Raw genomic sequence first — 14,751 nt, forward strand, 5'->3', positions numbered from 1 at the left:
CACTGGTGGATGAAGATCTGTTTGAAGAGGTTCAAAAGATCATCCGCTCTCGCGGGCGTTCAGGCGAACGACGTCGCCTCCATGACCACTACCTCAAAGGCACCGTCTACTGCGGGGCCTGTCGCAGGGAGCGTGGCGTCAACCGACGGCTAGTGATCCAGCGCTCGGTTGGCAGACATGGTGGTGAGTACTTCTACTACTTCTGTACGGGCACCAAGGACGGCAGCTGCACGCAACCGCACCATCCACTGCACTTGGTCGAGGCAGCGGTTGAACGCCACTACAAAACCAAGTCCTTCTCCGCAGACTTCATTGCCGAGATGCGCTCCCTGATGAATCAGGTGTTGGAAGACCAGACCGGCGCACAGCGACTGCTCCACCAGCAACTGGGCAACCAACTGAAAGGGATCGATGTCAAGGAGACCAACCTGATCGAACTGGCCGCCGACGGCGATCTGCCACAAGCCAAGATTCGCAGCCGCCTGATCGAGCTGCAGCAAGAGCGCGACCGACTGACCGCCCAGCTTGAAGAGGTTGATACCGACCTGACTGGCGGTGTCGAGTTCGTGGAGGCCAATCTGAAACTGCTAGAGCAGCCGCACCGGATGTACATGAAAGCCGAAGACGAGATCCGACGCCGACTCAACCAGGCAATCTTCGAGCATGTCTATATCGAGCATGACGAAGTGGTTGGCGAGGACATGGTGGAGCCGCTGGGCGAGCTGTTTGCCACTGAAGCCGCCTTCCAGGCTGCCAGGGCTGGAGCACCGGCTACCGCGGTAGCGGAGTCGTTCGCGGTGACGTATGCCGCCAACAAGGGCGACCCGGCTACGCTGTCGGCTGGAATACGAAAGAGGACCGTCCGTGTGGGCGGTCCTCTTTCGTATGTAGCTGATTCGTCTTGGATCGGCCTCGCGAAAAGTGATTTTTCCGCGGGCGTTTCGAATAAGACTTCTATGGTGGAGCTAAGGGGATTCGAACCCCTGACCTTCTCATTGCGAACGAGACGCGCTACCAACTGCGCCATAGCCCCAGTTGCGGGAACAAGCAGTTACTCTACCACTGGTTGTTACCCGAAACCCAATCCGCGTTACCCGGCGCCCAGTCCGCTCGTGGGACCGGTCGAGTCGCTACTGCCGTCATTACCGGAGCCGCTCCCGCCGCCGTTGTTTCCGCCGGGGGTCCCGTTACCGTTACCCCCACTGCCGGAGTTGTCGCCACCCGAATTGTCGGATGAGCTGTCTCCGTTGGGGGTTCCGCCATTACCCGAGTCACTGCTGCCGTCGGTCGCACCGCCGGTGCCCGGCGTGGGCTCGGGCGCTGGCTCTTGGGTCGGCTCGGGCTCGGGCTCATTGGTCGGCTCCGGCTCTTTCGTCTCCTTCGGCGCCTCGGGCGCCTTGGTCTCCTTCGGCGCCTCCGGCTGCGGGTCCTGCACAACGGGCGGCGGCACGTACGTCGAGAGGCTCGCGTAGTGCTCTTCACGCAGGATGCCTAGCGCATTCGCAAGCTCGATCACAGCGGCGCCCAGATCGTCGATGCGATCGTCGCTGAGGTTATCCGTCACCTTTTGCTTCGCGGCGTCGACGTCCGCGAACGCCTCGTACGACGCTCCGTACCATTCGTCCTCAAGCGTCTGGGCGTTCTCGGCCAGTGCCGGGGCATAGGTGTCGACGAAGTACTCGCGAGACTTCTTGGCGGCCTGTTCGGCCTTGCCCTCGTCGTTCTCGGTGACCGCCGCGCTCATGTCGGCGAGTCGATCGCGAAGCTCGTCGCGCTCCTTGGTGGGCGTAAACGTCGACGACATCGCGTAAGCACCGAGCACGACCGAGACGGAATCCTCCGCATCGCGCATCCGCTCGGACACGACCACCATGTTGATCTGGGAGTCCTGCTCGGCTTCGGCGGCCAGCGCCTCTCGGCGACCGATGCCGATCACCGAGATCACCGTGGGAAGGATGAGCACCAAGACGAGAACAGCCGCAACCGCGGTGATCAGATTGACCTTCCGCTCGCGCGAAAGGCCTTGCCAGCCTGCAGCGAGGCCACCCTTCACGGCGCGGGCGTTGGTCGCCCCACCACGCGCCTGCACGGGACCGGACGAGTCGAACGCCCCAGGCTCAACACTGAGCAACGAGTCATCAGTCTCGTCAAACGGGTTATCGAACTCGTCGTTCTTGGCCATCAATTCTCCTGGAAAATTCTCGACCGCGGGCGCAGTCGATGTTCCATGCTAGTTCAACGGATCGAACGCAACTACCCTGCACGCCGACGACGCAGCACGCTGTCAAGGTTGGCGAGCTCGCCTTCACCGTATTGCCCGACCAGCGCATCCAAGTCGCCGACCTCAGACCAGGAGCTGCTCGAGTTCACCGTGATGGGCTGGAGACGCTCCGCGGCGGGCCCCTCCGCAACCGCGCGATTCGGCAGCGCGGGCACCCCGGACTGTGCCGTGCGCAGGGCGTTGGCGGACTTCCGGGCTTCCTCACGGAGGAGCTCCATGATGTCGGCGTCGGTCACCTTGGGGCCGCCGCCGTCCGGGCCCTCCGGCGGGGTCGGCTCGGCGACGTCGCGGTCGAGGTACAGCGGGCGCGGGACGGGCACGGGCGTCCACGCATCGTCCGGGGCCGCGGTGCGGGCAACATGCTCGGGCTCAACGTCGTAGATGACAAGCTCCTGCGGCGCGGGCGCCACCCGTGCCTCGGGAATGGCCGACGAAACCGATGGAACGACGCTCTGGTCAGCCTTCGCATCCCGCGCTGCCTGCGCCTGAGCCTGAGCCTGCCAGACGCCGTTGATCCGAACGAGCATCCAAACCGAAATACCAAGCGCCGCAATTCCGACGATCAGGAGCGGAAGACCAAAGCCAGCGCCGATACCGATGGCCCCGACCACGATGGCGGCGATCGCGACAAGCCCGACGAGAGTGGAGGCGAGGCGGCCACGACGGCGGCGCGCGGCCGCCTCAGATTCACGCTTACCGCTCAGCGCCGGCTGTTCTCCGGTGAGGCGTCGCTCGACGGCGCGTTCCGAACCGGATGCGCCATTCGCCCACCGGTCAGCCGCACACGTTCCCTCGGCGCGAACCTTCGCCTCGCGGGCCTCCGCGGCTGCGGCGGCAGCACGCGCCCGTGCCGCAGCTTCCCGTCGTGCGTTCGCGTCTGCCATGGCTTCCTCCGCTACCCTTCGTTCTTCCTCAAGTCTCGCCTCGCGCGCCTCGGACGCAAGTCGCCACGCCTCAGCTCGCAAGGATGATTCGCGAAGCGCCTGCTCCGCCTGATCGCGGCCAAGACGCGCCTCGACTTCGCGACGCTCGGCTTCCGCGCGGGCCGCGGCGCGTTCGGCCTCGGCCTCGATCTTGCGCACCTGCTTCAGCTCGCGCTGCTTGACGCGAACGGTGCGGGCTCGCGCCTCCAGCTCGACAACCTCGGGAACCTCGCTGGTCGATGCCATGGCGCGAAGGGTCTGCTGGAGTCGAATGGCATTTCGCTGGGCCGAGCGGGCGTTGTGCTCGCGCACCCAGCCCGGGGCGAGCAAGCCCACCCAAAGCAACGCCAACAGCACAAGTGCTATGGCGCTCGCTCCCCCGAATTCCTGCATGCGCTCAACCGTAAGAGCGAATGTGATTATTGTGACGATTGTGATTGGAGTGTCCGTCGTTCTGAGCAAAATTTCAGCTTGACCGGCGATTAATCGAAACTCATTTCGAAGCTTGCCTGGCTCCCGAAATCGACCGCGATCGACTGAGACCGAGATCGCGATCGGATGCGCGGACCCGCCAACTGCGTCGGAAGCGCGTTCGCTACATTGGCTCCATGTCACCATCCGAACAACTCAGTGCTGAAGAGCTCGCGGATCTCATCGATTGGCTGCGCCAGCAGTCGCATGTCGCGTTCATGACGGATGCGCGACCCGCCGACGTCGTGGCCGCCGGCCTCATACAACTTGGGGTGGAAGAAGGCACCCCCGCCGACCGCGCCGAACAGATTGTCTTCGGAGCACGCGACCGCCGCGCACGCTGGTCGAGGCGCTTCGCCGAGATCGACATGTCGGGCAAGCTGCTGGGGGCCTTCGCATCCTTGGAGCAGCAGGGCTATCTCGCTCGCCCGAACCTCGGGTACAGCAGCGGTGAGGGCCACGACCTCGCCGTCGAACTCGCTCGGCGGATGCGCGAGCGACCGGTCGGCTACGTCTTTTTCCACACTCAGGATGCGCAGCGCCTGGTGAACGGACCAGAAACGCTCTACCTCCGGTTCGGCGCGGTCGACTACGCCTCGGCCGACAACGCGGGTAAGGATGCTGAGGACGAGGCGATTGGGCAGGTCGTGATGACGGCGCTGCGGGCCGCGGGGCTCGAGCCCGGATGGAATGGCACGGCTGCGACTACGATCGAGATCCCCGACATGGCCTGGTATTCGGCGCCGAGATAACTCGCCCTATGTCAGCGCGGTGTCGATTCTCGCGTGCAGCTGCTCGATTGCGCCCACCGCGTCGGTGTGCTCGGCCGCGTCGACGGCCTGTGTGACTCGCGATGGGTTCAGCACGATCATGTGCTCGCGAAGATGCCGGAGCACCCACGACCGCAGCACCATCGACAGGTGCTCCCGCCACGCAATCGCCACGCCGCTCGCGAACCACCGCCTCGAGTACTCGTTGAACGCGTAATTCCAGAGCCACCGTGTCGGGTAGTTCAGGGGCATCATCGGCGGATCGGACCACCACGCGATCGCGGTCGTCGCGAAATAATTGCGCACGAATGGCCTCGACCGCTCGGCGACCGCGCGTTCGGCACCCATTGCGCATGCATCGAGGATGCTCACGCCATGCACCCGGGCGGCAAGTATCGCCCAGCCGATGGTGGCGAATGTCGACCCTTCCAGCAACGTTCGCCAGAGCGGTTCCAAGTCCTCTGGTGCCCCGAACCACCCCCGTGAGCACGAGTCGAAGGTCAACCTGCCACGACGCGTCGAGCTCGCGCAGTCGCTCCCACACCTCGCGGGCCCGAGGATGCTCGTCTCGCGCGAGTGCGATGCCAAACGTGATCAGCGCGGGACGATAGCGCTGATACGTGTCGGGCTTGCGGAGCATCCGGTCTTCCCACCCGTCCAGCAGCAGGTCGAGGTCAGCCCGGGTGAGTGCTCCCGCATCCGCGACCCGCTCGAGGCAGAACCCGAGCCCGGGCTCGCCGACGGCTGGGTCGCGCATCCGCGCCCGATACCAGTCGATCTCGAGCGGCGGCGGGAGCGCGAGCGCGTCCGCTTGCTCGCGGAGCTGCCGCTTATTGGTCAGATCGACCCCTGGCCAAGGCACATCGCCCGCTGTTTGCCCACCCGAATCGGTCGCGGCAGGCGATTCTGCCGGGAGAACCGGTGCCGGCTGCGAGTTGCTGGGCCCGCGCGAGGATGCCTCACGGGGCTGCGAGCGTTCCTCGCGTGAGGCAGTCGGACCGCTCGGTGGCGCAATGGGCTCATCGCGATCGCGCACCAGCAGATAGTCCCCGGCCCGGTATCCCGCCTCGATGCGGTAGCCATCCGGCACCGAGGCCAGCGCCCGCGCGATGACCTCGGGATCACCATCCGACATCACCCGGTGCGGCGCGGCGAGCGCCCCCGTGGCGTCGAAGCCGCCGTCTACCGACCAGATCGCGTAGGCGATGTCGGGATGCAAGCCTCGCTCACGAATCTCGGCGAGTGCCACATCGTGCTCGTCGTCTTCCGTGAACGTCGGCCCGCTCGGCGGCGTTGCGGCAAGAAACTCCGCACTGCTCAGTGTCGACCACCACCCGGCGATCCGGTCGAAGTCGGTCGGGTTCGCCTGATTTGTCATGTCCTCCCCCATTTCAGGTCGGGATGCTCGTGCCTAGTCTCGTGCCGCAACCGATTCGTCGACGGCGCCGTCTCGCCAGCGGTTCAGCACGCCGCGAGGTACTTCCTCGCGCACGAGCGCGAAGCAGTAGTGGTCGCGCCAGTCGCCGTCGATGTGGATGTAGCGATCGCGTTTGCCCTCGTAGCGGAACCCGAGCTTCTCGACGACCCGCAGCGACGGCTTGTTCTCGGGGCGGATGCAGATCTCCATCCGGTGCAACCCGATGGACTTGAAGCAGTAGTCCGTCACGGCGGCGACGGCGATCGGGGTATACCCGTGACCTGCCGCGGACTGCGCGACCCAGTAGCCGAGCGAGGCCGACGACACCGCGCCGTACTGGATATTTGACACCGTGAGCTGCCCGACGATTGCCCCATCGACCTCGAGGACGAACGGCATCGTCACCCGGCTGCTCGCCTGATCGAGCAACGAGCGGATCGAGCCGCGCACATTCCACCGCCCCGCCGCGCCGGGAAGGGTCGCTTCCCAGGGTTGCAGCCAGGGGCGGTTCTCGAGAAGCACGCGTTCAAGTTCGCGGGCATCCCTGGTGCGGATGCTCCGGATGCGCAGTTCGCCGTCGTCAATGGTGGGCACAAACGGTGCCCCACTCGCCAACATCAGTTCTATTACTGGTCCTTCGTGAGCGTCTTCGCGTACTCCAGAATCCATTCGCTCACCTGCTCACCGATCTCGGGGTGGGCAACCCCGAGCTCCACGTTCGCCTTAAGGTAATCGAGCTTATTTCCCGTGTCGTAACGACGACCGCGGAACACGACCGCGATCACCCCACCGAGCTCTTCCCGGCGCGCCGCAAGCTCCTGCAGCGCATCCGTGAGTTGGATCTCGCCGCCGCGACCCGGGGCGGTTCGCTCGAGCACCTCGAACACCTCGGGGCGCAGCACGTATCGACCAATGATCGCGAGATTCGAGGGCGCCTGCTCGAAGGCCGGCTTCTCGACGAGCGCATCCACCCACAGCGCCGGGCGCTCTTCGCTGTCGCCAAACTTCTCGAGCTCGCCATCGACCTTGCTCGGGTCGACGACACCGTACGAGGACACCTGTTCCTCCGGCACTTCCTGCACGGCGATCACACTCGCGCCCGTCTGGGCGTGGATCGCGAGCATCTCGCGCAGCAGCTCGCCCTCGTCATCGATGATGTCGTCACCGAGCAGTACGGCGAAAGAGTTGTCGCCCACGTGCTGCTTCGCGCGGAGGACGGCGTGCCCGAGGCCGAGCGGGTCGCCCTGGCGCAGGTAGTGGACGTCCGCGAGGTCGGAGGTGCGGCGGACCGCCTGCAGCCTGGCGTCGTCGCCGCGCTGCTTGAGTGCTGTCTCGAGCGAAGGCACGCGGTCGAAGTGGTTTTCCAGCGGCGTCTTGTTGCGGCCCGTGACCATGAGCACATCTCGAAGGTTGGCCTGCACGGCCTCTTCGACGACGTACTGGATCGCCGGGCGGTCCACAACCGGCAGCATCTCCTTCGGCATCGCCTTCGTGGCCGGGAGGAAGCGGGTACCGAGTCCTGCGGCCGGAATCACGGCCTTCGTCACCTGAGAAGTCATGTGGGGATCCTACCCGGCACCAGCGACGTACGCTGACCTCATGCTCGAATCGGTCATCGCAGACAAAAAGCGGCTACGCGCGCTCGTGCGGGAATCTCGCGCGGCCCGCACGCCGGAGGAAATTACCGCGCTCGCGGGCCCGATTGCGGATGCGCTGGAGCGGCTCGTCGAGCGGCTTTCGGCAAGGCGCGTCGCGTGTTTTCTCTCGTCACCGGTCGAGGTGCCTACGCGGGAGTTTCTTCGCCGTGCGCGCGAGTCCGGCCTTGAGGTATTGCTTCCACTCCCGAAGCCCGAGGGCAGGCTCGAATGGGTGCTGGACACGGGAGCCGAGCGCCAGCATCCGCTGCTGCGGGTACCTGAACCGGTCGGCGAACCCGAGCCCGGCGACGCCCTGGCCACCGCTGACCTCATCATCGTTCCGGCCGCGCTCGTCGATCGCGAGGGCTATCGACTCGGCTGGGGCGGCGGGTTCTACGATCGTGCGCTTGCCGACCGGGATGCGCCGGTCTATGCCCTCGTGCACGACGACGAGGTGGTGGATGCGGTGCCACGCGAGACGCATGACCGTCCCGTTGCAGGTGTACTCACGCCCAATAAAAATTTCACTGTCACAAGTTGACGAAATCTCGTCGTGGATTTGAAAGGAAGCCACAGTTCATGACTATGCTTTGCACTGCAAAATTCGGACCCCGATTAGTGAACTGAAGGAGGAGCCGTGAAAGGCTTCAAGGAATTTCTCGCCCGCGGTAACGTAATTGACCTCGCGGTAGCCGTTATCATCGGTGCCGCGTTTACCGCCATTGTCAACGCGCTTGTTGAAGGTATCTTCAACCCGCTCATCGCAGCGATCTTCAACGCCGACGACATTGCCACCGCAACGTGGCAGATCGGTTCGATCAGCTTCGGTATCGGTAGCGTCATCGCCGCCATCATCAACTTCCTACTGATCGCCGCCGTGGTGTACTTCGTCATCGTCCTGCCGATCAACAAGATGAACGAGGCCGCCTACGTGCGCAAGCACGGCCACAAGCCGGAAGACGAAGAGGTTCCGCCGAGCGACAACGAGCTGCTCGTCGAGATTCGCGACCTGCTTGCCGCTCAGAAGGGCGAAATCAAGTAATTCGCCCCCAGTGATTCCCCGTCGCGTTCTTAGGAATGCGGCGGGGAATTCTTCTTTCCGAGGGCAAGCGTGTCTTTCGCCGGAATCCAGAAGAACACCGGGATGAGCAGGATCACCGCGCCCAACACAAAGGTCCAGTTATATCCGACGAAGTCGATGATGACACCGGCGACGATCGGGCCAAAGATTTGGCCGACGTCCTGCGACATCTGGAAGGTGCTGAGCGCCCGACCACCCGAGCGTTCCCGCCCGATAATGTCGGCAATCGCGGCCTGCTGAGTCGGCGAGCACAGTCCCGAACCGACGCCTGCGATCACGCTGACGGCGAGCACGTACCAGAGGTTATCCGCAAAGGCGAGCGCGAGCATCCCCGCGCTCGCAACCGCGAGCCCCGCGATGATGAGCGGCTTGCGCCCGATCCTGTCACTCGCGCGGCCGGACCACTGCAGCGCGGCCACGTTCCCCACTGCGTTGGCTGCGACGACCGCGCCCGCCGCCCAGGGCTCGTTGTTGATCGCCTGGCTCACGAAGAGCGGCACGACCGCGGAACGCATCCCCAAGTTGGCCCAGCCGTTCGAAAAGCCGAAGGAGAGGGAGGCGCGGTACGCCGGCACAGCCAATGCATCCTTGAGCAGGAGCGGCGGGAGTCGCTTGCTGAGGTTGCCCGCGCCGCCATTCTTACGGCCAGCACGCCCGAGCATGATCCCGACGATCGCCGCGGCGACAAGCAGCGCTGAGCCGTAGACGAGGAACGGCACCTGGATGCCCGCCTGTCCGAGCAGGCCACCAAAGATCGGGCCCGAGATGCTGCCGATGAGGAACATCCCGCCCCATAGCGACGACACGCGGCCGCGGAGCGAGGGCGGCGCGAACCGGACCACCATCGAGGAGGATGCGATCGAAAACATCGCCGAGCCGATGCCGCCGAGTCCGCGGAACACGAGCAGCTGCAGGTAGTCGCTTGCGAAGGCCGTCGCGAAGCTCGACGCCGCGACGATGAGCAAGCCGAGCACGTATACCGTTCGCTCGCCGATTTTCTCGACGAGCGGGCCGGCGATCGGTGCGGTGACGAGCCGCATGAACGCGAACGCGCTCACCACAACCGACACGAGCGTCGCGCCTACACCGAACGATTCCGCGTACTGCGGAAGCACCGGAACGACGAGGCCGAAGCCGACCGCGATGAAGAACGTGGCGCTCAGCAGCATCCAGATTTCAGCGGGGATGCGCTCCTCGACCTGGTCTTTCGGCTTCACGATTGGAATCTGGCCGGTTTCGAGCGCTTCGAAGTTGTGGCGGGCGTCTTCGCGCGCGGCCTTGCCGGGCTCATCGCGCGGGTCAGACATTGTGCGGCGGGATGTTGTCGCGCAGTCGCTCGTCGTTCGAGTCTGCCTCGCCACTCGTCCCCCACGAGTCGTCGCGGTCTTCCTCGGCTAGCGTGACCTCGACCCGCTCGGGGACGTCGGCGGATGCGGGAAATTTTTGCGGGGTGGGGTCGACACCGGGCTGTGGTTCTGTCCGAACACGACGTTGCTGACGTGCCATCTCTCCCTTTACTCCTGTGCGGTTTTCGACTCCTGCGCGGTGCGATCCGCTTCGGTCCGCACTGATTCTCCACTACCATCGGCGTCGTCGTGTTCCGTCACGACGGCTCTAGCTTCGCCTTCGGTCGTCGCGTCCTGCGGGCCATCACCCGACACCGTGCTTTCAATCGACACCGTGCCTTCGGTCGACACCGTGCCTTCGGTCGAGTCATCAAACTCTTCCGGGCGCCGCGGCACCGAACTCGTTGCCGCGGTAATTTCGCCTCGTGTCTGAACGCTACCAGGCTCTGAACCATCCGTGATTTCGCCTGCCACCGCAGTGCGCTCCTCGGGCATCGGCACCTCGAGGGCCACCGCGATGCGTCGGGCCACCGATTCGGGGTTCGCGAACAGCTCGAACGCATGCACGCGCAGGTAATACCAGCCGAGCCGCTTGAGCAGTTCGGGGCGAAGTCGCAGCGACTCGCGGAGCGTGGTCACCGTGCCCGCGACCATCGCGCGGCCCTCGAGATCGATCGCGATCGCGCGGTTGCCGTACGAGGCGGCGAGCGGGATGCGGCCACGATAGTCGAGGGCGACGTTCATCCCGAGGCTGCCGAGACGGCGCGCGAGGTCGACGAGCATCGGGGCGCGTTCCTCGTCGAGTGGGGAGGCGGCTCCGGGGCGTTCGGTGCGGGCCGCGAGCTCCGAAAGGATCTGCGCGAGGCCGATCGCGCCGGCCGACATGCGCTGCACATCCATCTGATCGGCCCGCACACACGTCACGATCACGAGCGATCGGCGAGCGCGGGTCATCGCGATCGCGAGCGCCTTTTCGCCGAGGGGCGTTGCGAGGACACCGAACTCCGACAAGACGCGGCCGTGCGGTGTGACGCCGTAGCCGAGCGAGAACACGACGCGGTCGCGTGACTGCGCGGCTGCGCCCTCGATCGTGGTGACGACAAACGGCTCCCCGCGGGGCCGCGTGAAGAAGTCCGAGACGTCCGCCCGTTTGGAGACGGCCGACCACACGGCCTGTTCCACGCGCTGGACGTGCGCGACGGATGCGCTCACGACCATGAGCGACTCGCGCGGACGACGCAGGGCGTGATCGATCACGAGCTCGACGACTCGGGTGACTTCCGCATCCGTCGCCTCGACGGCGCCCGAGTCCTGGTCCGGTAGCCCGGTGCCGCCCTCGACATACGAATAGGTGAGGGACGAGTGCCCCAGGAATGCGCCCGCCCACGGCATCGACTGCATCCGACCACCGTAGAACCGTTCGTTGACAAGCTCGGCGAGGTCCTCGCCCTCGGCTCGATACGAGCGGGTGAGCGAGACGGTGTGCAAGAACTGCGCGAGCTGCGCGTATGCCGAATCCTGCTCGCGCCGCTGTAGCTCATCGGCGCTCGTGCCCTCGAGCTCGCGCTTTTGGTCGAGCATCGGCTTCGCGCCGACCGTGAACGGCGAGGGGAACTGCGTGACCGGATCGCCGAACGCGACCACCTGCTGCGCGCGTCGAATGGCGCCGATCGCCTCGGCGGTCGACATCGCGGCGGCATCAACGAGCAGCACGGTGTCGAAGCGGATGCGCGGGTCGATTCGCGGCACATCGTACGGCGTCGACACCCACACCTGGGCCAGCGTCGCGGCGATGTCACCCGCGCGACTCACGAGGCGCGACGATGACACCCCGCTGTTGCGCAGCAGTTCGCGAAGCGTGCCGGCCTGATCGGCCTCGTCGACGAGCGCGACCTTCCATGCCTGCGCGAGCTGCCACGCGAGCTGATTCGCGCTCGATGCCGTGTGCGCCTCGTCGACGACGCGGAAGTCGCCCTCGAGTCGAGTCAGGACGCGGGTATTGGCATTGAGGAGCGCTTTCTCTGAGCTGAGCTGTTCTTCGAGCACGGACTGCCACCAACAGAGCTCGAGCTCGTCGCCGACGACTTCCGACTCGAGGTGACGCTCGGCGAGGTCGTCGAGCAGCCCGCCGAGACCCTCCGAGTGGAGCTGCTCGCTGAGCTGCAGCCGCTCTACCGCGTTGTCGAGCACCTCCGACTCCGCGGCGAAGCCCTCGACGCGGTCCTCGAGCGCGTCGAGCGGGGTGTCCGCGAGCGCGACCTCGCCGACGTCGGTAAGCGCGTCATCCACCGTCCGCATGAGCGTCGACACTTCGCGCCACTGGGTGCGCGCCTGCTCGATGCCGATCGGCACGTTGGGTTGGGCCGCGTCCTGCACGTAACGGTGCCACAGGATGCGCTGGCGCTGGACGTACTTCAGGGACTCGTGGAGGTCGGCAACAGGCGTTCCCGGTCGCACGTACTCGCGCGCGAGATTGCGCAGCTCCCTGCGGCGGGAGTTCGGGATGTTGCTGCTCGGATCACGGCGCGGGCTCGTCGCCTCGATAAGGTCGGACAGCTCCGCGTCGAAGATTTCGGGGGTGAAGCGGTCGAGGGTCTCGCGGATGTCCGCGAGGAGCCGCAGGTAGACGCCGAGCTCCGCGAAGGTCTCGGGGCGGCGCAGGTTCGTCTGGTCGACGATCTTGAGTCCCTTTTCGACCGCCTCGCGCGTGCGGCCGTCCGCGAGGGCGACCGCGGCGCCGTGCACCTCCCCCACGTCCTCGGTGGACGAGAACTGCACGGCGTACCACGGCGAATCGTTCGGGCCGTAGCGGAACTGCCCGAGCTCGCCGAGTTCCCGCAGGCGCTCGGCCATCGCGTCCCGATCGGCCTGGTGCGCGAGTCGGACGAGCGTCTCGCGGTCGAGGCGCGCGGTCGTCGAGGGCGGCACGTCGAGCAGCTCGAGTCGGCTGAGTGCCTCGAGCACGTCGAGCGGCGAGACGCCGAAGTCGGGTGTGGGCCTGCTCAGTGCGCTGCGGTAGTCGGCGAGCACGTGGCGCAGCCGCACGAGTGCGTCATCGAGGTCTGCGGAATTCGGCCGCTCGGCCTTCTCGTTTCGCGTAATGCCCGAGATGAGGTCACGGCGAAGCGTGCGCGGCGATACGGCCAGCCCGTCGAGGCCGACCTGCTTGAGTCGCGCGCGGATCGCGCGGGTGGATGCGGAGCGCGGCGAGACGACGAGCACGCGCTTCCCGCGGTCGACCAGCTGCCCGATCGCGTTCACGACGGTCTGCGTGACGCCGGTGCCCGGCAGTGCTTCGACGACGATATTCGAGCCGCCGAGGATCGTGTCGACCACCCGCTCCTGCTCAGTGTCCGCATCCAGTAGCAGACGATCGCTCGACGGGTCGCGACGATCCGGGTTCACGCTCGACTCGACGTGCAGAGTCGCGCCGAGCTGATCGCGCGCGCCCGGGTTGCCGGCGAGCGCATCCAGCACCGTGTGATTCAGATTCTGCGCGTCCGCGAGCATCGCCTCGGCGACCTCGGCGAACGTCGAGACGACCGCGCGCGCACCGATTTCGAAGCCAGGCAGGATGCTACCGAGCTCGCGCAGGCGATCGAAGGCGTCCTCGGGAAACAGCGTCGCGTGCGGACCCGCGAGCGCCATCAGCTCGCTCGCGCGGAGCGTCACGCCGTCGGCGTAGAGGGCCTTGAGCAGCTCGGCGTTCGGCGAAAGCGCACCGGTGATGCGCAGCTCGTAGTCGCGGCCGACGCGTCGGAGGGTCGCCGAGCGCAAGAAAATGGGCGCGTTGATTTCGCCGCGCTTCGAAGTCCAGGATGCGAACCCGATCGCGAGCTTGACGGTGTTGAGTCCGCGGCTCGCCTCGAGTTCGATGCCCTTCTGGGTGACGAGCATCGCGGAGTCGAGCGCATTGCGGAAAGCGAGCGGCTCGCGCAGCAGGCTCGACAGCTTCACCGCTCGGCCCGACAGCAGCGGCGCAATGCCGGAAGGATGCGCGGTCGAGAGGTCGAGGTAGGTGCCGCGACGTCCGCGGAAGTTCCGCTGGGTCGAGTAACCGCCGATCTTCGCGAGCTCCTTGCGCCAGCGCTCCTGGGTCGCGGTGATCGATGCGCCGAGCGAGTTCGTAGCTGCGGGGCTATCGGATGCGCCGGGTTCCGTGGCGGCGCGCGGCTCGGAGTGCCTCGTGGCCGAGTTGGCAGAAGCGGAGTTTGTCGCGTTCGCGGGTCGCCCGGCGGCGGACTTGGGTGAAGCGGTGCTGGTTTTGGGTGATGCGGGTGCGGACTTGGCCGACGCGGTGTTGGTCTTGAGTGCGGTGTCGGCCTCACCCGATGATGCGTTGCCCGATGTCGCGTTACGAGATGTCGCGTTACGCGCTGCGGCACCCGCGGCCGTCCACTCGGCGTCAGGGTCCAGCGCATCCGCCGAGGGGCCGCGGCTGGCGGCCAACGTCGAGGCGCCCTGCCCCGCATCCAAAAACTCTGCTTTTAGGTCCCCTGCGGGACGCGCATCCATTCCCTCAGCCGCGGAAGCGTCGAGATCGATGGGCGCGAACGGCGACCCGCCGGGCTTGGCCGAGCGCGCCTCCTTTACCTGCTCGAGCCAGCGCGAAGGGTCTTCACCGACCCCGACACCCTCATCGAGCTCGAGGTTGACGTCGCGAGCGACTTCTTCCGTGTCCTGCGTGGACGCAGCGTTATCGACCTGGTCGCGATCATTGTCGGCCTGGTTATCGTTTCGCCTACGGAAAAAGCCCCACACGCTCTTCAAGATAGGGGAAGAGGCGGCCCGAACCTTGGAGCCTGTGGGAGTTTCACGCATCCGT

At 66.0% G+C, this 14,751-nt stretch carries 13 protein-coding genes and 1 tRNA gene; 4 read left to right on the forward strand and 10 right to left on the reverse strand.

The genetic code is table 11. The features are described 5' to 3' along the window. Positions 1–149: 149 nt before the first annotated feature. The 4 genes from GMOLON4_RS08380 to GMOLON4_RS08395 all read right to left on the reverse strand — a co-directional run bounded on the left by GMOLON4_RS08380 (position 150) and on the right by GMOLON4_RS08395 (position 3,597). Entirely contained in the window at positions 150–500 is a 351-nt protein-coding gene (locus GMOLON4_RS08380; RefSeq protein ID WP_026936711.1) for a hypothetical protein, read from the reverse strand. Between the two features lie 457 nt (positions 501–957). Next, positions 958–1,033, reverse strand: a tRNA-Ala gene (locus tag GMOLON4_RS08385). 57 nt (positions 1,034–1,090) lie between these two features. After that, positions 1,091–2,182: a hypothetical protein gene (locus GMOLON4_RS08390; protein WP_026936712.1), complete on the reverse strand. Its 1,092-nt coding sequence runs from the start codon at positions 2,180–2,182 to the stop codon at positions 1,091–1,093. 71 nt (positions 2,183–2,253) lie between these two features. Next, positions 2,254–3,597 carry a hypothetical protein gene (locus tag GMOLON4_RS08395; RefSeq protein ID WP_146137576.1) on the reverse strand — a complete coding sequence of 448 codons (1,344 nt, stop codon included), beginning with the start codon at positions 3,595–3,597 and terminating at the stop codon, positions 2,254–2,256. 215 nt (positions 3,598–3,812) lie between these two features. On the opposite strand from GMOLON4_RS08395, the gene GMOLON4_RS08400 reads away from it, so the two are divergent. Further along, entirely contained in the window at positions 3,813–4,427 is a 615-nt protein-coding gene (locus tag GMOLON4_RS08400; protein ID WP_026936714.1) for a DUF6891 domain-containing protein, read from the forward strand. Positions 4,428–4,433: 6 nt separating this feature from the next. Here the strand turns inward: GMOLON4_RS08400 and GMOLON4_RS08405 are convergent, their stop codons facing one another. Beyond that, positions 4,434–4,817, reverse strand: a complete 384-nt coding sequence (locus GMOLON4_RS08405) for a hypothetical protein (RefSeq protein ID WP_146137577.1) — start codon at positions 4,815–4,817, stop codon at positions 4,434–4,436. A 34-nt stretch (positions 4,818–4,851) separates the two neighbouring features. On the opposite strand from GMOLON4_RS08405, the gene GMOLON4_RS08410 reads away from it, so the two are divergent. Continuing rightward, entirely contained in the window at positions 4,852–5,433 is a 582-nt protein-coding gene (locus GMOLON4_RS08410; RefSeq protein ID WP_146137578.1) for a hypothetical protein, read from the forward strand. 423 nt (positions 5,434–5,856) lie between these two features. Here GMOLON4_RS08410 and GMOLON4_RS08415 read toward each other — a convergent pair whose 3' ends face one another. Further along, positions 5,857–6,480, reverse strand: coding sequence for a GNAT family N-acetyltransferase (locus tag GMOLON4_RS08415; protein WP_035732602.1), 624 nt, complete (start codon positions 6,478–6,480; stop codon positions 5,857–5,859). 8 nt (positions 6,481–6,488) lie between these two features. Continuing rightward, on the reverse strand, positions 6,489–7,421 hold the full coding sequence (gene galU / locus GMOLON4_RS08420; RefSeq protein WP_026936718.1) for a UTP--glucose-1-phosphate uridylyltransferase GalU: 933 nt from the start codon (positions 7,419–7,421) through the stop codon (positions 6,489–6,491). 40 nt (positions 7,422–7,461) lie between these two features. Between galU and GMOLON4_RS08425 the strand changes: the two genes are divergently transcribed. After that, positions 7,462–8,040, forward strand: a complete 579-nt coding sequence (locus tag GMOLON4_RS08425) for a 5-formyltetrahydrofolate cyclo-ligase (RefSeq protein WP_026936719.1) — start codon at positions 7,462–7,464, stop codon at positions 8,038–8,040. Positions 8,041–8,136: 96 nt separating this feature from the next. Next, complete coding sequence (gene mscL / locus GMOLON4_RS08430; RefSeq protein WP_026936720.1) at positions 8,137–8,541, forward strand: large conductance mechanosensitive channel protein MscL; 405 nt, start codon at positions 8,137–8,139, stop codon at positions 8,539–8,541. Between the two features lie 29 nt (positions 8,542–8,570). Here mscL and GMOLON4_RS08435 read toward each other — a convergent pair whose 3' ends face one another. From GMOLON4_RS08435 to GMOLON4_RS08445, 3 genes are read right to left on the reverse strand one after another with little or no spacing between them, the layout of a single operon-like run. Next, positions 8,571–9,887 carry an MFS transporter gene (locus GMOLON4_RS08435; RefSeq protein ID WP_084147455.1) on the reverse strand — a complete coding sequence of 439 codons (1,317 nt, stop codon included), beginning with the start codon at positions 9,885–9,887 and terminating at the stop codon, positions 8,571–8,573. Then, positions 9,880–10,086, reverse strand: coding sequence for a hypothetical protein (locus GMOLON4_RS08440; protein WP_026936722.1), 207 nt, complete (start codon positions 10,084–10,086; stop codon positions 9,880–9,882). Before GMOLON4_RS08440 ends, GMOLON4_RS08435 begins: the two co-directional genes overlap by 8 nt. An 8-nt stretch (positions 10,087–10,094) precedes the next feature. After that, the gene (locus GMOLON4_RS08445; RefSeq protein WP_051266696.1) at positions 10,095–14,687 is read right to left on the reverse strand and encodes a hypothetical protein; all 4,593 of its coding nucleotides are present in this window, start codon (positions 14,685–14,687) and stop codon (positions 10,095–10,097) included. Positions 14,688–14,751: the final 64 nt, after the last annotated feature.

Origin of the sequence: Gulosibacter molinativorax (genome assembly GCF_003010915.2) — a bacterium.
In the GTDB taxonomy this organism is placed as follows: Bacteria; Actinomycetota; Actinomycetes; order Actinomycetales; family Microbacteriaceae; genus Gulosibacter; species Gulosibacter molinativorax.